Source organism: Vibrio sinus (assembly GCF_023634645.1).
In the GTDB taxonomy this organism is placed as follows: Bacteria; Pseudomonadota; Gammaproteobacteria; order Enterobacterales; family Vibrionaceae; genus Vibrio; species Vibrio sinus.
On the sequence record NZ_JAMKMR010000010.1, the window covers coordinates 16,449 to 36,864 of the forward strand.

16 protein-coding genes are annotated in these 20,416 nt (G+C 41.5%); 7 read left to right on the top strand and 9 right to left on the bottom strand.

Going from position 1 to position 20,416, the window contains the following annotated elements; genetic code table 11:
• Positions 1 to 9 precede the first annotated feature (9 nt).
• Positions 10 to 1,560 carry an MFS transporter gene (locus M9194_RS11780; protein ID WP_250612844.1) on the top strand — a complete coding sequence of 517 codons (1,551 nt, stop codon included), beginning with the start codon at positions 10 to 12 and terminating at the stop codon, positions 1,558 to 1,560.
• A 302-nt stretch (positions 1,561 to 1,862) separates the two neighbouring features.
• On the top strand, positions 1,863 to 2,387 hold the full coding sequence (locus M9194_RS11785) for an SMI1/KNR4 family protein (protein ID WP_250612845.1): 525 nt from the start codon (positions 1,863 to 1,865) through the stop codon (positions 2,385 to 2,387).
• A gap of 185 nt (positions 2,388 to 2,572) precedes the next feature.
• On the opposite strand, the gene M9194_RS11790 is transcribed toward M9194_RS11785, so the two are convergent.
• From M9194_RS11790 to M9194_RS11800, 3 genes are all read right to left on the bottom strand, one after another.
• The gene (locus tag M9194_RS11790) at positions 2,573 to 3,097 is read right to left on the bottom strand and encodes a hypothetical protein (protein ID WP_250612846.1); all 525 of its coding nucleotides are present in this window, start codon (positions 3,095 to 3,097) and stop codon (positions 2,573 to 2,575) included.
• Positions 3,098 to 3,299: 202 nt separating this feature from the next.
• Positions 3,300 to 3,656 carry a Ypar14, super integron cassette gene (locus tag M9194_RS11795; RefSeq protein WP_250612847.1) on the bottom strand — a complete coding sequence of 119 codons (357 nt, stop codon included), beginning with the start codon at positions 3,654 to 3,656 and terminating at the stop codon, positions 3,300 to 3,302.
• Positions 3,657 to 3,695: 39 nt separating this feature from the next.
• Positions 3,696 to 4,430 carry a helix-turn-helix transcriptional regulator gene (locus M9194_RS11800; RefSeq protein WP_250612848.1) on the bottom strand — a complete coding sequence of 245 codons (735 nt, stop codon included), beginning with the start codon at positions 4,428 to 4,430 and terminating at the stop codon, positions 3,696 to 3,698.
• A 276-nt stretch (positions 4,431 to 4,706) separates the two neighbouring features.
• Between M9194_RS11800 and M9194_RS11805 the strand changes: the two genes are divergently transcribed.
• Positions 4,707 to 6,515: a cellulose binding domain-containing protein gene (locus tag M9194_RS11805; RefSeq protein ID WP_250612849.1), complete on the top strand. Its 1,809-nt coding sequence runs from the start codon at positions 4,707 to 4,709 to the stop codon at positions 6,513 to 6,515.
• A 114-nt stretch (positions 6,516 to 6,629) separates the two neighbouring features.
• Here the strand turns inward: M9194_RS11805 and M9194_RS11810 are convergent, their stop codons facing one another.
• Positions 6,630 to 7,544: a LysR substrate-binding domain-containing protein gene (locus M9194_RS11810; protein WP_250612850.1), complete on the bottom strand. Its 915-nt coding sequence runs from the start codon at positions 7,542 to 7,544 to the stop codon at positions 6,630 to 6,632.
• A gap of 102 nt (positions 7,545 to 7,646) precedes the next feature.
• Between M9194_RS11810 and M9194_RS11815 the strand changes: the two genes are divergently transcribed.
• Positions 7,647 to 8,903, top strand: a complete 1,257-nt coding sequence (locus M9194_RS11815) for a D-amino acid dehydrogenase (RefSeq protein ID WP_250612851.1) — start codon at positions 7,647 to 7,649, stop codon at positions 8,901 to 8,903.
• Positions 8,904 to 9,313: 410 nt separating this feature from the next.
• A complete protein-coding gene (locus M9194_RS11820) occupies positions 9,314 to 11,059 on the top strand; it encodes a hypothetical protein (RefSeq protein ID WP_250612852.1) in 1,746 nt (581 codons plus the stop codon).
• 24 nt (positions 11,060 to 11,083) lie between these two features.
• On the opposite strand, the gene M9194_RS11825 is transcribed toward M9194_RS11820, so the two are convergent.
• Positions 11,084 to 11,548, bottom strand: coding sequence for a hypothetical protein (locus M9194_RS11825; protein ID WP_250612853.1), 465 nt, complete (start codon positions 11,546 to 11,548; stop codon positions 11,084 to 11,086).
• A gap of 335 nt (positions 11,549 to 11,883) precedes the next feature.
• Between M9194_RS11825 and M9194_RS11830 the strand changes: the two genes are divergently transcribed.
• The gene (locus M9194_RS11830) at positions 11,884 to 13,866 is read left to right on the top strand and encodes an SEL1-like repeat protein (RefSeq protein WP_250612854.1); all 1,983 of its coding nucleotides are present in this window, start codon (positions 11,884 to 11,886) and stop codon (positions 13,864 to 13,866) included.
• A 25-nt stretch (positions 13,867 to 13,891) separates the two neighbouring features.
• Here M9194_RS11830 and M9194_RS11835 read toward each other — a convergent pair whose 3' ends face one another.
• Both M9194_RS11835 and M9194_RS11840 read right to left on the bottom strand, forming a co-directional pair.
• Positions 13,892 to 15,451: a methyl-accepting chemotaxis protein gene (locus tag M9194_RS11835; protein WP_250612855.1), complete on the bottom strand. Its 1,560-nt coding sequence runs from the start codon at positions 15,449 to 15,451 to the stop codon at positions 13,892 to 13,894.
• A 260-nt stretch (positions 15,452 to 15,711) separates the two neighbouring features.
• On the bottom strand, positions 15,712 to 16,557 hold the full coding sequence (locus tag M9194_RS11840) for an alpha/beta fold hydrolase (RefSeq protein WP_250612856.1): 846 nt from the start codon (positions 16,555 to 16,557) through the stop codon (positions 15,712 to 15,714).
• A 589-nt stretch (positions 16,558 to 17,146) separates the two neighbouring features.
• Here M9194_RS11840 and M9194_RS11845 point away from each other — a divergent pair.
• On the top strand, positions 17,147 to 18,376 hold the full coding sequence (locus M9194_RS11845; RefSeq protein WP_250612857.1) for an aromatic amino acid transport family protein: 1,230 nt from the start codon (positions 17,147 to 17,149) through the stop codon (positions 18,374 to 18,376).
• Between the two features lie 59 nt (positions 18,377 to 18,435).
• On the opposite strand, the gene M9194_RS11850 is transcribed toward M9194_RS11845, so the two are convergent.
• Both M9194_RS11850 and M9194_RS11855 read right to left on the bottom strand, forming a co-directional pair.
• Positions 18,436 to 18,996 (bottom strand): cell envelope integrity TolA family protein, encoded by a 561-nt coding sequence (locus M9194_RS11850; protein ID WP_250612858.1) that lies wholly within the window; start codon positions 18,994 to 18,996, stop codon positions 18,436 to 18,438.
• Positions 18,997 to 19,155: 159 nt separating this feature from the next.
• Positions 19,156 to 20,328 carry an MFS transporter gene (locus tag M9194_RS11855; RefSeq protein WP_250612859.1) on the bottom strand — a complete coding sequence of 391 codons (1,173 nt, stop codon included), beginning with the start codon at positions 20,326 to 20,328 and terminating at the stop codon, positions 19,156 to 19,158.
• Positions 20,329 to 20,416: the final 88 nt, after the last annotated feature.

Genomic DNA, 20,416 nt, shown 5'->3' on the forward strand with positions numbered 1-20,416 from the left:
AATTTAAATATGAGTAGTTTAAATAAACCAAGCGAGTTCCTAATTCTTTGTTCTGTACTCCTCGCGGTTTTTGTTGTTCCGAGCTCAATATCTGGAACGGCAATAGCCCTACCATATATTAGCGAATCTATAAAAACTGACATGTCAACTCTTCAATGGGTCGTTAATGCTTTTAATCTTACTTTTGCGAGTTTCACTCTGGTATGGGGGAAATTGTCGGATTTACTTGGTAAGAAAAAAGCTTTTTTATATGGTGCATTTATATATGCATTAGCTTCATTATTATCAATGGTAGCTAAAAATGTATTATTGTTAGATTTTGCACGTGCTATGGCGGGTATAGGTGGTGCGGCTATATTTTCATGTGGTAGTGCCATATTCATTCATTTCTTTGATGGAGATAAAAGAACTAAAGCATTTGCTTTTTTTGGCACCACAGCTGGGTTAGGCATCACCTTAGGCCCAACTTTGTCTGGTTTATTGATCGACATATGGGGATGGCACTCGATTTTTGGACTTCATGCACTTTCTCTTATACTTGTATTAGTTATCGGGTTGAGAATACCCAAAGATACTGTAGAAAAAAACAATAGTAATATAGACCTTATAGGGGGGATATTATTCATTTCAGGTATGTTTTTTGTAATTCTTACTCTTTCGAAAGGCTATGACTGGGGGTGGAATAATAATTACACAATCACCTCAGTTTCTATATCACTATTCTTGCTCATTGCTTTTCTAATTCGAATTAAAACTACTCCTAACCCTATAATTAGTTTAGAGCTAGTACGTAATAGGAAGTTCTTAGGATTTATATTAGTCCCTGTAGTGGCAAGTTTTACATTTGTAGCTTTATTAACCTATTTACCTACGTATTTTACTGCGGCTAAGCAACTATCTGCATCAAGCGCAGGCATGATGATGCTGTTTTTAACTTCTCCAGTATTAGTGTTTCCATTGGTTGCCGGTAAGCTTGCATCAAAAGGGGTCTCCACCAAAAAGCTTATATATTGTAGTGTATTGAGTATGCTAGCGGGCAGTATCATTTTGATTATGTCTATATATTTTCGAAGCGATGTTGTGCTACTTCTTCCACTTTCTCTCATTTTAATCGGTGTAGGCATGGGGATGTCTGCAGGCCTAATAGACGGAGAAGCGTTAAGCTGCGTTCAGGCCTCAGAAGTTGGTATGGCCGCGGGGTTATTGAACACTTTCCGGTTAGGCAGTGAGGCGATAGCCGTCGCAGCATATGGTTCGCTACTAAGCTCTACTCTATCAAGGCTGATCCCAAGTCATATTCAAACTTTTGGCCTACACAATATAGAAGAATGGATAACCAGTGTTGCTTCTGGAAATTTCTTTGAAATGGTATCAAGTACTTCTGGCATTGATAAGTCTCTATTAACGAATACATTAGTAGACTTATATACAACCGCATTTACCATTACAAATGGCGTTCTAATTCTCGTTTCCTTAATTGTTACACTAACTATATTTTCCCTTCTGAAAGAGCAAAGGAGAGTCGAGCAATATGTTGAACAAGGAAAAATAAAAACTTAGTGAAAATATAGAACATAGTTACTTTATTCTTGTTACTATAATAAAACTCAATAGCCCCCCATATTATATGGGGGTTGTTTATTGTAGGTAAGAGAGTATTAAAATTTGTCTAGCTAAAAATACACTTATTCACAGAACTCCAAGTTAAAAGATGGCGCTAGCTTTGATTCAAAGCGCCATTGCATAAAACGCGTCACGAACCACTAGAATTGGATACTGCTTTCAGTGACATTAATTTGTAATGACTGCTTTAGGCAAGTAATCTGCGCTATTACAATTTGAATTAAATCCCGCGACAACACATGGCTAATGAGATAATGAATGCAAGTTCCCAGTTTTGGGAAGACAGTGACTATGCAAGAGAAGAATATGTCAGTGAACCTTTTAATGATGAAACACTTACGCAAGTAGAAAAGGAGTTGGGCTACAAACTTCCTGAGTCATACATAAACCTACTCAAAACACAAAATGGCGGTATTCCCATAAACACATGTGCCCCTTCCAACGAACCAACATCTTGGGCCTCAGATCATGCTGCAATTGCAGGAATATTTGGAATTGGACGTGAAAAGAGCTACTCGCTTTGCGGTTCACTTGGAAGCCAATTTATGATCGATGAGTGGGAATACCCGAAAATCGGTGTTTATATATGTGATTGTCCTTCTGCTGGTCATGACATGATTGCATTGGATTATAGAGAGTGCGGAAAAGATGGTGAACCTAAAGTCGTTCACGTTGATCAGGATGATGATTATAAAGTGACATTTCTTGCTGAAAACTTCAGCGAATTTATCAAATCTCTCAAACATGAAGATGAATTTGAGTAGTAATCCGAAAGTATAATTAGAATTGCTGTCAGGCTGAATCAAGCTTTCGAGATTAGAGCCTGACAGAGTGATGTGGAGACCCTGTAAATACCTATTCTATTGGTTGTACGCTATTGGCTAAATTGGGTTCAACGGCTAGATACTTCGGTTTACATTCGGTTGTGTCCAGTAAGACTAAGCGAATATCAAGCATTATCGGCGTAGCTGCGCCAATAGGTAATATCTTCGTCACTAAGTTCGGCTCCCCACCCGCCTTTATCCGAGAACCTTGAAAACTTAAAAGGCGTGAGTTTTGGAAGGTCTACCTCTGCCCGTTCAATAACGGTTTGTAAGGCAGAGATCGAGCCTTCATTGTCACATGCTCCCCAAAAACTTCCCCAAAGTATACTAACTGTACAATGAACTAATTCTTGGAAGTTGAATTCAGACTCATTGGCACTCCTGAGTAATTGACGAACTTCTTCATCAAGCTCTTCACCAATGCCAAAGTTAACTAAGTGTGTTTTTTCCGATTCCCAATCCTCAAATTCAATCACTCTGCCAACTAGTGGCCATTTCCACAGAAACTCTAAAAATTCAGCAACATGACGGTGATATAAGTGATGTTTTTGACAATACGATTCAAATACCCTCAGTGCAATACCCTCTCTCGCCGTTAGGGATAGCTCTCGACATTGTTCTATATACTGACTGTTTTCAAGACTAAACATTTATTTCTCATGCAATATTAAATTATTTATTTAGTTAATAGCTGACGATAAGCCACTAATTAGAAAATATTCAAGGGGTGGAGCTAGCTGATATAACTCACCAAAAATGGTAAGACCACAGATTCCCATTCAACAACTGTGAACAGACCGAAGACTGCCAAGTTTTGCGTAGCAAATTTGTAGTATGTACTTATTATGACACCTAGAACAAAACAACCTTGATGCCTGAATGAACACTTACCCTTACACCATAGTCAACCGTTCTAACTTCATCATATCTAGAACCAAAGCATTTTGAAGAAGCAAATTCTAAATACTCTCCAGTGTCATCTTTTCTGCGTCTTAGGCATTCACAGCCGATTAGTCGCATCAAGAATATTTGTTGACCATTGAGCAAGTTAATCAACTCAAACTTTATATCACCATCATACTGATGAATGGTAACACTCAGCCGCAAACCGTCTTTTTCCACAACGTATAAATGATAAGTAGAATATTCCTCTACTTCCGGTATTACTTCTAATACACTGAGTACGTCTATTTCATCCCAATCTAACAAGTAGCCTCCTAAAACGTTTATTGAAACCGAATGTTCTACCTAAATAATCCCACATTCTTTTGCCGCACATACAGATTCATAGCGATTACTAACGCCAAGCTTCTTATTGGCATTTTGCAAGTGAAAATGCACTGTTCTTGGTGAAATATTGAGCATGCTTGCAATGGCTTGAGTTGAATATTTCTCTGCGACGAGAAGCAAACAATCCAGCTCCCTTTGACTTAGCACTCCACCTCTACCGTTTTCATGCGATATCAAATTAACAGAAGCAGAGAAATAGTGCCTAGCTACTGCACTTAAATCAAACTCAAGGGAAGGCCACTTATCAAGAAAGGATTGTTCGCGCATGGCCACGATAACGAAATGGGCAAAATCGTGGTTCGGTCCATGAACAGGAAAGGAAAAGCCGCCTACTGCGCCAAAATCTAGCGAGTCTTCACGCATTTGCTTTTCACGTTTTGAGCCTGCATCTTTCAATTGCTCTGCAACCAACCATTTTTGAGGTAAGGAGGATTGATAGGAATGGAACAAGGTGGTATCGAGGGTATTATAATTCTCACTGAGAAAATGCAGATTCCAATTTATATAATCATCGGAACAAGTATTATACTGCACCTTTTGAATAGCTTTTGGAGGTTGCTTGTAATAAGTAAAGGAAAACGTATTGATATCGTAATAGTTCAGTATTTTTTTGAGCCTATTGTTTAGCTCATCTAGGGATTTCGACTTTGAGAAATCACGCACCTGTTGATAAATAAGCTTCTCTTTAGACATCTTCTGGCTCATTGTGTAACGGTTCATGCCCTAATACTAGGGTTCATTCTGCCATAATCGCGCTACCCGTAATCGTCGGTCATATCGCAAACTTGGCATTATTTACAATCTTAATATTAAAATTCATTCATTACTTTCAAAGAATAAAAATCCATTTAATTACATCGATTTATAACCAGGTTGATACCATTCTAGCCTCCCTACCTGTCATGGATATCAGGTGAACCTCATTTTCTCTCAAGATATAACGTCATTTTTCATGGAATGAGCAGCACTATGACTATCATCCGAAAACGATCAATGCTAAACCCAATAATAGTAGGGGCCAGCTTGCTAATAACCTCAGCAACACTGCCAGTGATGGCGCAAACGCTAGAGGCACCTAAAAACGTGATTGGTTTTTTCCAATCTTACGACTCGTCCAACACATGGACCTTTAATGGGACAGGAGAAAACTTAGCCGACTCCGGATATACCACCCTTGTCGATGCATTTTGGGTCAACTACCCGTATTGCTGGGGAGATGGCTCGGGTACGCCTGGTGCTGGCAGCCCTATTCCTTCCTGCCTAGGTATCGTCAATGCCCCAGGGCCAGGAGAGAGTAACACTATCGATAGTGATTTCTGGGATTCGTACTCTGGTGAATCCGCCCCAGATACCGCAGGCGAAGAATACAATAACTACTGGACATCTCTTCACACCACGGGGCCTGGCACGATCAGTAAGTTGCGAGAAAAGATTGACAAAATAGGCAACAACACGATTTCTGGACAAAAAATCAAATTGCTTGCCGGTATCGGAGGGTGGAATATGGGAGGATCTGCAGCAGGCCAACCCCACACACCCACACCACCGGAAGACCCTGCATGGGCAGCTTTGCTTAAAGACCCGAGTGCGTTTGCAACAGCGATGTCTGACATCGTCAATCTCACGGTGAATGGCAACAAACTTTACGATGGTATTGATCTCGATATTGAAACCCTCTACGGACTCGGTTGCGAGGAAGACACATGCACAGAGAGCGATAAAGACAGAGCGGTTACCAGTTTAGTCAGCGCCATCACAGACTTTAAAACACTTGAACCAAACGCCATTCTTTCCGTTTCTCCTCGAGCGGCTGACATTGCCTGCGAGCAAAAATATTGCAGTTGGAGTAACGCTGAAGGTTTAGGCTTTATGGGAGAAGTATTGCAACAGCTCGCCGAAAAAGGTGTTTACGTCGATGAAATCAATCCACAGTTTTATAATGATGACGGCGCAAGAAATATTCCCAATGCCAATCAATCTGGTGAGCTGAGCTATGGTGATCAGGTTGTGGGAATCCTGCAAAAGCTGAAAGAGACGGGTGCTCTGGGGCCAAATACATCGTTAAATATTGGTGTATTAGCTCAAACTAATGATCACCAAACCGATACTGGTGGCGCTTCCGATGAGGGAAACCCTGGGGTGGATAAGGAGTCAGTCAGCAAACTTTGGGCGCTTCTTAAGCAAGATCCTGCGATAAAAGGCAGTGGTGTTAGCATTAATGGCATTATGACATGGGCTGTAAATCTTGCTCTCAACAATACTGGCATAGGCGGCAATGTAAGAACCTTGTCATCTCCAAGTGGTGATGTCGTTCCTTATAATTGGCCCTCAGAGCTGTTCACTGCGCAAGACGATTCAGCTTCATCAACAGATACTGATAATTCTTGTTCAGAAAGTGGCTCTAACTCATCAACGGACACTAACGACTCGAGTTCAACCGAAAACACCAGCAGTTGTACCTTGTCTATATCGGCTAACAGCTCATGGCAAACTGGTGCCGTGTTTAACGGTACTGTGACCAATAACGGCTCGGAGCCAATGAAAAAATTCACTCTGAAAATTAGCTTAGATGCCAATACCATCTCTTCTCCCGCCCTCGCGGGATCATGGGTTGGAGTAAATAATCAAGACAATATAACAGGGTCGACCATCACTATTTCTGCAGATACTTATGACAGCTATAATGGCTTGATGCCGGGTGAGTCGCAAAATGTAGGTTTTCAACTGAGCGGTAATGTCATAGGTACGCCAACTGTCCTGAGTGCAAGTTGCCAATAAGGCTAACACATCATTGGCTAAAATGACCGTACCCCGCGTTTGAGCGGGGTTCTCATTTAGACAGGTTGAATGCTCTGTCCATCGTGCTCGAACCAAGAATGCAAATTGTACCGCTCAACCCTCCCTAGACACCTGAGTTCTGAGCCATTTGGTAAAGCATTCTCCGGCAGGCGAGCTTGTGTGGGAGATTAGATAATACCCCGCATCAGCCTCTATCGTAGAAAGCGGGGCAACCAGTCGGCCACTAGACAATTCATCTTGAATGAGTGCACGCCTGGCTAAGGCAATCCCTACCCCCGCTTCCGCTGCCGACATCGCCATATCGGCTCGGTTAAAAAAGTGGCCTTTATCTAGTGGTAAGGTCACACCATTTCTTTCAGCCCAAAATTCCCATTCATGATGACGAACGGCGCCTGACCAAGGCTTTGCATCATGCAGTAAGGTCACTTCTGCCCATTCTTTACCAGTAATAGGTTTCTCACTTAATCCATCATATTTTGCGAGATAACTACGACTCATTACCGGAACAAGTTGCTCCGCTAACAACATCTCGGCATTAACGTCACGATAAGGTATTGGCCCGTAATCTATAGCTAAATCGAAGTCAGTGGCCTCTTGATCCACCAACGCACTTTCGGCATATATTTGAATTTGAATGTCTGGATACAAGCGATGAAATTCTTCAAGTCTGGGTACGAGCCACTTAAATGCAAACGATGGAGTGAGCCTTAGCCTCACCTCTGAAATTGTTGATACCTGACCTTGAATCGTCGCTATCGCCCTGTCAATATCTTGAAAGCTTGACAATGCCACCCTGTGCAAGAGGCTCCCCGCTTCGGTTAATGTCACTCCCCTCGAATGGCGATTCAGCAGCGTGGTGCCAATATTTTCTTCTAGTTGCAGTAACTGCTGACTAACGGCGCCAGTCGTCAAATGTTTTGCTTTTGCTGCACTAGTTAAACTGCCATATCGTCCAACGTCAACAAATGTCATTAGTGCTGACGCCATATTGCTTCTTAAATGCTTCATAAACAGCCTTTAGAATTTCTATATGCTGATATTAGTTCTTATCGATTGTAGCTAAGTTGTAAAACGCACAATATAGCAAGTAGAAAGTTTTGGGAGGCTGAAATGAAAGTTGTCGTTTTAGGTGCAGGCGTCATTGGATTAACAAGTGCATGGTACCTTTCTCTTAAGGGGTATCAGGTTACTGTAGTCGAGAGACAATCAGAATGTGCAAAAGAAACCAGCTTTGCCAATGCCGGGCAGATATCGTATGGATATTCTTCTCCTTGGGCCGCACCTGGTATTCCGCTTAAGGCACTAAAGTGGCTCACTCAAAAACATTCTCCACTAAAAATCACACCAAGCTTATCGCCACTCTTGCTGTCTTGGACAAGCAAAATGTTGCTCAATTGCCGCATGGCCCAGTATAACCTCAACAAATCTAGAATGCTGCGCTTGGCAAACTATAGCCAAATTTGCCTACAAGCACTCAGAGCGGAGACAGGAATTGAGTATCAAGGCCGTCAGTTGGGAACGCTGCAAGTTTTTAGAAATACTAAACAGCTGCAATCCATAGAGAAAGACATAGCTTTGCTCAAAGCCAGCAATATAGCGTTTTCATTGCTTGATACATCCGGTTGTGTAGAAAAAGAACCTGCACTTGCGCATGTTCAAAACAAAATTGTTGGTGGGTTACACTTGCCTAATGATGAAACAGGAGACTGTTACCTTTTTTGCCAGCAACTCGCAAAGCTGGCAAAGCAAGCGGGGGTAGAGTTCTGCTTTAACACCAATATCTACAATTTGACAACAAGCAATGGTCGCATTCGATCAGTAGAAACCAGCGCGGGCTCAATACAAGCGGATAAGTACGTCATCGCAGCAGGAAGCTATTCAGCGAAATTGCTCTCGCCATTAAACCTCCAATTGCCGATTTATCCAGTAAAAGGGTATTCAATGACCTTGCCAATAAAGAACGCTCACTGTGCGCCACAATCGACGATCATGGACGAGTCCTATAAAGTAGCACTAACGCGATTTGAAGATAGATTGCGGGTGGCTGGTACCGCAGAGCTAAGCGACTTTAACCTTTCACTTCCTGAAAAACGGACAGCAACCATAAATCGCGTAGTGAACGAGCTCTTTCCTCACGTTGGAGATCTTGATAAAGCAGAATACTGGACTGGCTTAAGACCAATGACTCCTGATGGCACTCCCATTATTGGCGAGACACCGTATAAAAACCTCTACACCAACACTGGACACGGAACTTTAGGCTGGACCATGGCGTGTGGGTCAGGAAAATTACTTGCTGATATTATCAGTGAAGCGCCTCCTCAAATTAGTTATCAAGATCTAAATATTAGTCGGTATACAAGCTAGTTATATTTAATTAAGTTATACCTCTCTATTTAACCAATACAGTTAACTAATTAAATCTTCAACTAACTCCCACAATAAATGATTTAGTTATTCATCAGAGTAACCAGACATCACATATAAAACATATGGTTTCATGGTTAACCATAAAAACCCACTCACATTATTCCTATCTTCTATTAGCTTATAGCCAAACAATGGGATAAGTTTGAAAGACATCGAATAAACACAACCATCAGACAAGTACAAATAATAAATAAGACAAATAACTTCAAGCTATAGCATATCAATATTAAAAGAAAACAAGGTTTACAATGCCATTCACATATATTCCAAGCACAACAAGGTCACGCCTACAACAAACAATAGATAAATATATTAGTTCAGAAGCAAACGCTATTAAGAAAAAGTTTATGAATAGTCGTCTTACTGAAGTAAAAAAAAACACAGCGAGAATATTACGACAGCGAATTCGTGATACGTCCACGACCGTAGATCAAGCAATCAACGCGATCAAAGTCTGTAGTGATACCTTCATTCAGCTTGAGCAAACCCACAAAGCCAAAGGGCACGGCAGGTCTGAAGTTATGGTGCAACGCTGTCTACAAATTCTCGCTCCATTTCGAAGCAATGAGCTGCTTATTCGAGACATCAAAAAACAAGCGCTCTTGCAACAAATCAGTAAAAAAATGAAGGTTAAGTCTTATCACTCTATTTTGAAGAGAAGGAAAGCAGGGATATTACAGTGGTTATATATGGAACTTGAAGGAGGCGGAGCGGCAGATTTATCATATAAGGATGCCATTAAATACATAAAGGACGCGTACGACTCGCTAAAAGACTTCCATGAAGAGTTTCCAAATGAAAGTATCAGCAATGAATTGACTTTACTTCGTACCCTTTCAGAGCAAATTGTCCCTTACTTAAAATACGCGGATGTATACGAAGACGAAGATTTCTTGTTTGATATCGAGTATCAGAAGTTTAAAAGTTATGCCCCTATTTACCGCAGCCTACCAATCAGATTGGCTTCGCTTAACGAAAACAATAGGTTACAGAAGCTGTCGTTTCTGTTTTTCCTTAGTTATGGCAATCCTACTGTAGTACAAGTCCACAATAACCAGATTGAACTTAATTATGACCGCTCCCAAGACAAGATATTAGGCATACGCGATACGTTTAGTGAAGACAGTCCAGCCGTTGGAAGTCCACAGCGACATGGCAGTTCTCTCGATTTGGGTATTGGAGAAGAGTCGAAATTTAGACTGCAAATTAGCGTTGAAAACATACAATATTTCGATGTTCAATGCCCTACCAGTGTCCTTATTTACACAGGTCACTTAGCCATCTTTCAAAAAGCTCGGATATTAGCCCTATATAGTATCGAAGAGCATATCAAAAAAAGCCGCTCGCAAGTTTATCACGATATGCTTTGGGGAGAAGAGATACACACGATAAGACTAAGTAAAAACATCGTTAAATCTGCATTTAAATACAAAAGGTTATACAAAATGATGAATGCCTTGTATGACCCATCTCTACCCAAAACATATTCGCCTACACTAGAGAATCTGATTAATGAGTTCTGTGCACGGTTATCCAGCGATGGGTTAAACGAAGGCGATATTATGACCACATTACAAGTGCTTGATAGAATCAGCTTAGAATCAATGGTCAGTATATCATCCATACTCACTGACGTGATGAATAACATTATTCGTGATGGCTATCAGCTAACCAATAATACCTATGCAAGGTTAGCTCTAGGATTCGAGCAATTTAGCGTTTTGTGGCACAACCGAAATATACCACTCGACAATATGAACGAAAGAGATCGTGAAGTCTTGAGAAGAAGGCTCTCCCAGACAGACTACGATAGCAATAATTACTTTAGCGCTGACATGTTATTTATATTATGGCGAATATTAAAAGCAATTGGATGGAATTCTGACTTACTCACCGCCATCGGCCAAGCAAGGATAAAAAGTAAAGAAACGGGTTATTTCGAAAAAGCCATCTATACCTACTTTTTGGTATCTAACAATTCAGCATCAGAAAATGTGGGCTTAGTTTATGATGGGATCTCATCCGTAGGCAGTAGCCTGCTGCGTTCACCACAAAATCTACGCGATGCCATTATGCGTTATTTTTCCGGTTAGCGTAAATATAGGCTCTCTATCATCCTATTTCACAATATCGAGCCGAGTTCTACGCTGAATCTCTTCAACGAGCTCATCGTATCGATCGATGTGATAGTGAATGGTCATTAGTCTGTGGTCGTAATGATCCAATAGGTGCAAGCGTTTCATAAGGGGTGAGCCAGTTTCATACCCAGCAATATCACTCCAATAAATCAGGCTGCCGTTTTTAGGCATATGCGTTGGCCATAAGCCCTCTTTGTCCATAGAGATATTACTCTTGGGGAAAGCCAACGCATAATAGATTGAACGAAAACACAAAAACCCGAAAAGACCAATGGCAATTAAGCCTTCAACAAAATCTTCGAGATAGAGGGTGTGGGTTTTGGCGGGCAATATCATCAGAGCGATGCTTCCGACTAGCATACAGACAAAGAGCACAATTGACCAAGACATCCACTTTTTAGTCCGGCTTGCGATAAAAAAATGCCTTGCAGATATACTCTCCACACTTCCTCTCCAAATTCGTATCAATTCAACGCCTAGATGCTCCATGAAGTCAAGGCGTTGGTATTGACAGATTAATGACTAAAAATCCTATATTGGCGCGTATTATTACTTATCTAGCATCCAATAGAATATTGAAATCTTATTTATCTAAAAAGGCATTGATTACAACCAGTTATTAAGATGAATATCTATACCCAAGTTACTTCAAGGTGCTAAATTCAGAGCAACCAGATAAAAAGATCCAAGGAAAAGAATCCCAATCTGCTCTAAATTCGATAAAATACCCGATAACTCTTCAATTGAGCAACTTCTCGCTTCTATTGGCAAGGTCCAAAATGCATTCAAAATTAAAATGTCTCACTCTTTCATTGCTCACCCTATCTGTTGGCGCATGCTCTTCTTTATCTTTTCATTCACCTGAAACCTCGGCGCTGATTGCCAAAGCTAAATCTGGTAACGCCACCAGCCAAGCTCGCCTTGGCAATAACTACTATTACGGTGATGGAGTACCTCAAGACAACCTAAAAGCGAGAAAATGGTATGAAAAAGCCGCAATACAAGGTAATGCGGTTGGCGAACAAGGCCTGGGTAACCTTTACTACCTTGGAGAAGGGGTCAAACAAGATTATAAACAAGCCGAAGTATGGTTTAGAAAAGCCGCAAATCAAGGTAACCCTGAAGCCCAGGCCCATTTAGCCCAACAATATTTGTTAGGGCAAGGTGTTTCTATTAGCTATAAACAGGCATATTTTTGGTATTCGAAAGCAGCTAAACAAGGAAATGCCCACGGCCAATATCACTTAGGTCGAATGTTTTATGATGGGCAATATGTGCAGCAAAGCTGCCCATCGGCCCTAGAGTGGTATACCAAATCAGCAAAGCAAGGTGATGAGCTAGCGGAAGCTATGTTGGGCGCGATGTACCTAAAAGGCCAATGTGTAGACACCGACTACGACAAAGCGAATTACTGGCTTAAAAAGTCGGCCTTGAAAGGCAATAATATCGCGCAAAATGACCTTGGTTACATGTATGAATATGGTAAAGGTGTAGCCAAAAATGAAAAAGTAGCATTGCATTGGTATAAAGAAAGCGCACAACAAGGCAATAACGACGCGCAATTTCATATGGGTAACTTTTATCAGCACGGACGAGTTGTCGAGCAAAATAATCGTTTGGCTGCAAAGTGGTATCGAAAAGCGGCCTTACAAAACAATACGAACGCCATGCTCGAAGAAGCGAAATTGTACGAATACGGACAAGGTGTTAAGAAGAACCTCAAAAAGGCCTATGGCTTGTATCTATATGCCGCACTCCATGGCAGTAGTTTGGCAGAGTACAAGATAGGGCAAGCGCTAGCCTATGGCCTAGGTGGGATTAACAAAGACGATAAACAAGCCTTTATCTGGTTTAGCTTAGCGGCTCAACACGGCAATGTCGACGCGCAAAATCAGTTAGGCTGGTTTTATCAACATGGTCTAAGCGTACCTAAAAACTATGCCAAGTCCATTTATTGGTACAGCAAGGCCGCAGCAAGCAATTCTGCTGTCGCAGAAAACAATCTGGCTAACATGTATTTTTGGGGATTCGGTGTCAATAAAGACTATGGCAATGCACTCGCCTTATACACAGAATCTGCAAAACAACATAATGTCGATGCCCTTATCAGTATCGGCTATATGTATCAAAAAGGGCTTGCTGTAAAACAAGATGATGCAAAAGCCATCAGCTGGTATTTTAAAGCCGCCACGCAAGATGAGGTTGCTCCGCAGGCAGAGTATCGCATTGGTTGGATGTATCAGCATGGTTTGGGTACCATGAGAAATAACCACATTGCATTTAAATGGTTCTTAAAAGCCGCTCAGCATGGCTCAAGTGAAGCACAGTATCAACTTGGTAGAATGTATCAAACTGGCCACGGCACTAGTAAGAACTATAAGCTGGCGTTTGAATGGTATAGCCGTGCGGCACAACAAGAAAACTATAGTGCGGAAGAAGAGATCGGTAACATGTACCGCTTGGGACAAGGGGTTAAAACCGACCTCAACGCTGCATTCTCTGCCTATCATATAGCGGCAATCAACGGCAATACCGACGCTGCAATCGATGTATCTGACATGTACCTCTCACCACCCCAAATGATCTCTAGAGACGATGTAAAAGCCTATGCGTGGTTAGAAGTGGCAGAGAAACATGGCAGCCTAAGAGCAAAAGAGCGACAAATGTTCTTGCGCCCTCAGCTAACTCAAACTCAGTTGAGTCAAGCCAACTCCTACGCAGAATCTCTGGAAAGAGCGCTGGCAAGGGCGCAGCAAAGTTAGCTTGTTGGACCCAAAGGTAAAACATCTAAGCTGAATGTTGCAAGTTATAGCTTGATAAGTGCTCACTGGTATCATGAGCTCTTGTCTGCAACTCTAAACTGTTTGACGAAATTTGATTGGTCTCTTCTGCCAAGCTGTCTATTTGCTGATCGATCAGCTCTAAGTTTTTTAGTAGCGATAACATGGCATCGCTTTGCGACACAGATGAGCTCACGATGCCATGATTCACCTCGTCGGCTTTGGAGATATCCGCCAACGCTGTCTCAATATCCTCCACCGATTCTTCAATCGATTCTACACAATGTTTGCTGGCATCTAACCCCTCATCGGTGAAGGTGATTAACTGATTCGACACAGAGGCGAGATCAGACAAGATGCTTTCCACTTGATCCGTCGAGGTTGAGGTTTTTTCTGCTAGGCCACGGACTTCATCAGCAACCACAGCAAAACCTCGACCATTTTCACCAGCCCGGGCAGCTTCTATCGCAGCATTTAAAGCCAGAAGGTTGGTTTGCTCGGCAATATTACGAATAATGCCCAAGATTTCACTGACTTTATTGACTTGATTACTTAGTTCATTGGCTGATTCCGACGTTGCGTTGCTTTTCTCAGACAAAAGCGTTATGTCCTGCATGGCTTTCGCTAAGCGTTTTTGGCCTTTGTTGACGCTTTCTACCGCTTGGCTTAAAGAGCTGGAAGAGTGATTGGCATTTTCTTTTACCGACTCAACTGACTCTTTGGTCTGCTCACCAATTGACACGGTATCTTTAATATCATCTCGCTGCGAGCCGACTTTCGAAGTCAGTGATTCAATGTGATTTTCAAGGTTGTCGGCAATGTCGGTCACGACCAGAGAGCTCTGATGAATCGGATTCAGCGTCTGCTCGATTTTGTCGATAAAGAAATTAATATGCCCCGCCAACACACCTAATTCATCATAACGCTTTAGGTTAATTCTTTTTTTCAAGTCACACTCTCCAGAGCCTAGTTCTTCACATAATGAAGATAAGTTCTGCAGGGGCTTAAGAAATACCGTACGTAGAATAAGCAGTAAAACAGCGGTAGATAATGCGATACAAACTAGACCTAGAATAAATGCCTGTTGGCCTAGTGATGCACTTAATATGTGAAGATCTTTAAAATGCCAATAAGAAACCGCAAATCCGGCTAATGCTTTCTTTTTACCTGCATAAATAGGGACGGCATAAATCAACTGATCGCCATCATCCAGCAATACTTGAGCATCAGACCAATTGAAAGTGCTAATGTCGGCTTTGCTGATTGATTTGGAGGTGGAAAATAGTAGGGATTTATTCGGCAAATAGATATCAAATCGAGTTAAGTTTCCCTCACTGGCTTTTGAAGCGGCATCTACCCTTTCAGTAATACTATTTTGCTTTTTGAATCTGACCGCACTGCCAAGCTGCTCACTTACCGAAATCGTTGCCTGTTCAAAGGATTTCTTGCTGAGTTGGTGAATGGCGTTCGTGCTACTGACCCAAATGCTGTACGCCACGGCAGCAATGGCCACCAACATCAATATTGACGAACTAATAATGACAAGCTTATTTATTGTTAACCGCATACAAGTCCAACTCCGACGAAATCTATTCCATTCAATGCCATTTCGGCCTAGGTCTATTACTATTTACATTATTGTTAATAGTTAATTTTTAGCGACCTAGCAACGAATTGAATAAGAGTTTTATCTTGTGTATTAACTATGAGATCTTAAAAAAGTGGGACAATGACTTAATAATAGAAAGGCAAAAAAGAATCGAGAAAAGGTCGTTCACTTGAGCCCAACCCAAGAGTTGCCCTTAGGTTGGACTCAGTTAATCTGAGTTAATCGTCTGTCAAATAAGATAAAACAACCGCATTGAATTTATCTGGCTGCTCGACAAACATAAAGTGATTACCGCCATCTTGCTCTTCAAATACCTCTAATTTTGCGCCCTTAACTTGCTCTTTCATCCATTGGTGAGATTGCCATGGGTGAAGGCTCGCTCGACCAGTAATGAATAAAGTGTCAGCGTCAATTTTCTGCATCACATCTCGGTAGTCTTGGCAAATGTTATTAAGGTACAGCCGACTCGCCGCAAAACCTGGAATATCCATGCACTCAAGCAAGAATTGCTTTTGCTCAACCGTGGCGTACTTGGTGGTCATGGCATTGACTATGTTTGTAGCGATTTCATTAGGATCTGCAGTTAAAAATTGATTGGTTAACTGGTGTACCGTGCCCGCTTCGTAGATAGCACCTAACTGGCTTTTTTCTTCATCACTCCACTCAGGATTGGCTAACAATACAGAAGGCTCATCAACTACCACCAACTTTGCCAACCGCTCACTACCAAACAGGTCAATGTAGTTGTAGATCATCGCCGCCCCTAAAGAGTGAGCGACAAAGTGCGCTTTATCCGCTTTTAAATGATTCAATAAGTCATCTAAATCTTTGGCAAACCGGCTCACTCGATAACCAAACTCCACTTTTTCAGACGCGCCGTGGCCTCTTTTATCCAAGCATACAACGGTAAAATGCTCACTCAATGCCTTCACTTGCTTGTTAAACACGTTGGCGCTAAACCCGCCACCGGGCAACAAAATTAATAAGGGCCCACTTCCTGCTTGCAGGTAATGAAGTTTAACTTGATCATTGGTATAAAAATATTTTGATTGCGCTACTGACATATATACTCCGCCTTATTGCGACGATTATTTAATCAAATGGGCATATACCCACTTTTATTTTTACTATCTATTTACCACGCTTTGTCAATTTTCATTCATTTTTTTGGACATTACTCAGATCTTTGAAATGTCTCTAAATGTGATCTTCATTATTGCTTTTCTACTGCGATTTTGTATGACCGTTTACTCGTTGTTATTAATTAATTGATATATAGACTTTTTAGATTATATCTAAATAAAACAAATAGAGTTCAAATTATCAACACTTAAACATAGCGAAATTTATTGGTAACAATTGCAATAATACTAGCTACTTATTAATAACCTTAGAATTCATTTTTGTTGGTTGCTGTACGGTTAAGATTAGACCACACTCGCGCTCCTACAGCGAAATTAGCGGTAAAACATTTGTTTCAGTCGCATTTTTCACCAAGAATTTTAGAACTGTTTATTAAAGAATAAAGGTATTTACAAGTTAACTTAACTCATGAGCTTATCATTCTCAGCGCCCTCTAAGAGCGCTGCTTTTATCTATCATCATGAACTTTAAGTGCATATAGACATAGTATTCAATGTCAGGAGTACATAAATGAATTCACCTACATCACCCCCTCCTTCGTTTGGAAAAATATTTACTACATCTTTGCTTGTCTTTGGTAACGTATTAGGCGTTGGTGTACTAGCGCTGCCGATTACTGCTGGCTTAGGCGGTTTTGTTCCAGCACTGATTGGTATTATCGGAATCTGGTTTGTCATGTTATTCGCGGCTTGGATCATTGCTTCTCGTATCGATCCGGCAAAGAAGAATTTCGATTTACCCTCATTTTATGGTCAAGAGCTAGGTAACACAGGCAAATGGATCGCCATTATTTGTAACTTAATCATTTTATACGGTGTGTTAGTGGCGTATTTAAGCGGCATTTCATCCATGATAAGTTCCCTATTTTCTTCGCTGTCGAGCCATAATACTCTTATTACTTTGGTTTATTTTTGTATCACGACGGCACTCATCATTTTTGGATTAAAAGCGCTTAAAAGCGGCATGATGTTCCTCGTCGCGGCCACTTGGGTAAGCTTTATTCTAATGATAGTGACTGGGTTCTCCCACTTCGAACCTCAGTATTTAACCTTTAGTAGCTGGAAATATGTGCCCATCGTATTGCCTATTGCCGTATCAGCATTTCACTTTCACAACATCATTCCAACGGTTTCCAAGTCTCTAAACCATGACCAGTCTGCAACACGAAAGTCTATTTTGCTTGGCGTATTTATGGGCTTAGTAATCAATCTGGTATGGGTGTTAGTTGTACTTGGTACTTTACCGCAAAATGGCGCAGGCGCTCATTCCATCGTATATGCTAACTGGCATGGCCTAACTGCCAACGTGCCAATGTCTGAGATTTTGCACAACAAAGTATTCTTATATTCTGGCTTGGTCTTTGGCTTGCTTGCGGTTACATCTTCATTTATGACCAATGGTGCCGGGTTATTTGGATTTATCCAAGATTTAACCACGACCTATCTCAACACAGAGAATAAACTGCTAGTGGGAGCCCTATCTTTCCTCCCACCGCTGATTGTCACTTTGCTTTACCCACGTTTGTTCTTAGCGGCGCTTTCTATCGTAGGTGGTGTTGGCGAAGATATACTATTTGCCGTGTTGCCAGCGATTGTACTTATCAAGCTTACCCGCAGTAAGCAGCGTCAATATCAGGCTGTCGGCTATGCAATGTTGGTGGCGGGCTTGTTTATTTGTCCGTTCGTTATCGGGCAAAAGATGGGCATCATTCATCTTCTTCCCCCCGCAGTGATTAGCTAATCACTGCTGCAATGCCTCCCAAACGGACTTCTTGGTTAGAAGCCGCTTGGGAGGCTCGATTATTTTTCTGGTCTTACCGTTAAGTTGATGTCTTGCAGATAGTGATACTGGGTGTCATTTAATGACGTCACTCCAGGCAGCGGAAAGCTGTTGAATACCGCAATTTTCACTCGATTATCAAACTCAAAATTCCCACTACTTTTCACGATTTTTACCGAAACTAAGTTGGTTTCTCGATCAATATGAAAGTTAATCTCTGTACTTAATACCCCAATCGCTTTCTTTGGCACATAAAGGTTACTCTCAACCCTCTTCTGAATGGTATTAGCTACCGTAAGCACCTGTTGAGGGACAGTATTAGTGTTTTTTTTCACCACCGGCTTTTTCGCCGTAGTATCTAACCCTTTTGTTGATGAAGCCGCTGCTGGTTGCGGAACCACGGATTTATCAAGCTGAGAGACTGAACTCTTTTCCGGTTCGGCTTTGCTCTCTTTTGAGCTTGTATGTGCGCACCCACTTAATGCCACTACAGATAGAAGCATAACGCCAGCATATCTAAAACTCTTAAACTCAAACCAGTTCATCGAATTATTTGAAGACAAAGAAGAAACAATACTCATGGAATCACTTGTTCTGTTAATGCGTCTGCTAAAGACTACGCGGATAAGGTAACAAGTCAATAAATGAGCAATCCATTTTCCGATGCTTCACTTAGCAATGACCTAAAAATAACAAAGGGCTAGCTAACGCTAACCCTAAACCAAAACACTTATGTGTATTTACGACTGAGCAACAAGCACAGATTCATGGCCTCGTGCAGGGCTTTTCGGAACCAGAGTCGCTAAACATAGGGACACCACAGCCATTGCCGCACCTAAATAGAAAACCCATGAATAATCAATCATCCACACCATGCCAAGCAGTACTGGCAACACTACCGCAGCAATATGATTAATGGTGAAAGACACGCCTGCCGTTGAAGCAATATCTTTAGGATCAGCGATTTTCTGGAAATAGGTTTTGGACGCGATAGCCATAGCAAAAAACAAGTTATCGGTCACGTACAAACCTGAAGCAATCCAGTGGTTATTGATTGCACCATAAGAAATAAAGACAAGGATCAGGCCAATGTATTCAATCAATAAAATTCGGCGTTCACCAATGTGAGCAATCAATTTACCAATTTTTGGCGACAGCCACATGGTTGCCACTTGGTTAATGATAAATAGAAGCGCCATGTTCTCTACCGAGTAGCCGTATTTCTCCACCATCAAAAAGCCGGCAAATACAACAAAGATTTGTCGGCGCGCGCCCGACATAAAGACTAGCGCGTAGTACAACCAGTATCTTTTTCTCAATACAAGGTGTTTGTGTTGCTGAGACTTTTGTGGGATTAAAGGGAACTTAATAAACATGTATAGCGCAATTAAACAGCCTATAATGCCTGCAACAAGATAGACCATCCAAAACGGCATCTTAAACAGTTCCATCGCAGCCCATATACAAATGAACGTCGCCAGCGCGGCCAGCGCACTACGGCCCATCAAAGTGCCCATGAACTTAGGCGCCTCATTTTTACCTAACCATTGAATTTGTAGCGACGTATTCATGGTTTCGTAATAATGATAGCCGGTCGACATAATAATGGTGGTCGCGTACAGACCATAGGTTGTCGGGAAATACCCCGTCAAAGCGACACCAATAGAAAGAACAGCAAGCGACAGCACCGCTAAGTATTGCTCCTTCATCAATAGCAATAGAAAAACTGCTCCAAAGGCCAAGAAACCTGGGATCTCTCTTAACGATTGCAGCCAACCAATTTGAGTACCCACAAAGTTGACTTCATCAACACTAAAGTTATTAAGCAAAAGCTGCCACACCGAAAAAGTAATCGCGGCGCAGATTGCACTTAATAATAAAAATTGTTGAGACTTTTTTGTGTTATCTGACATCAAATCTCCAAAAATGTTAATTGAAATGACAGATTCACATTCTATAGATAAACTTGATGTCTAGATTTATCAATACTGACACATTATT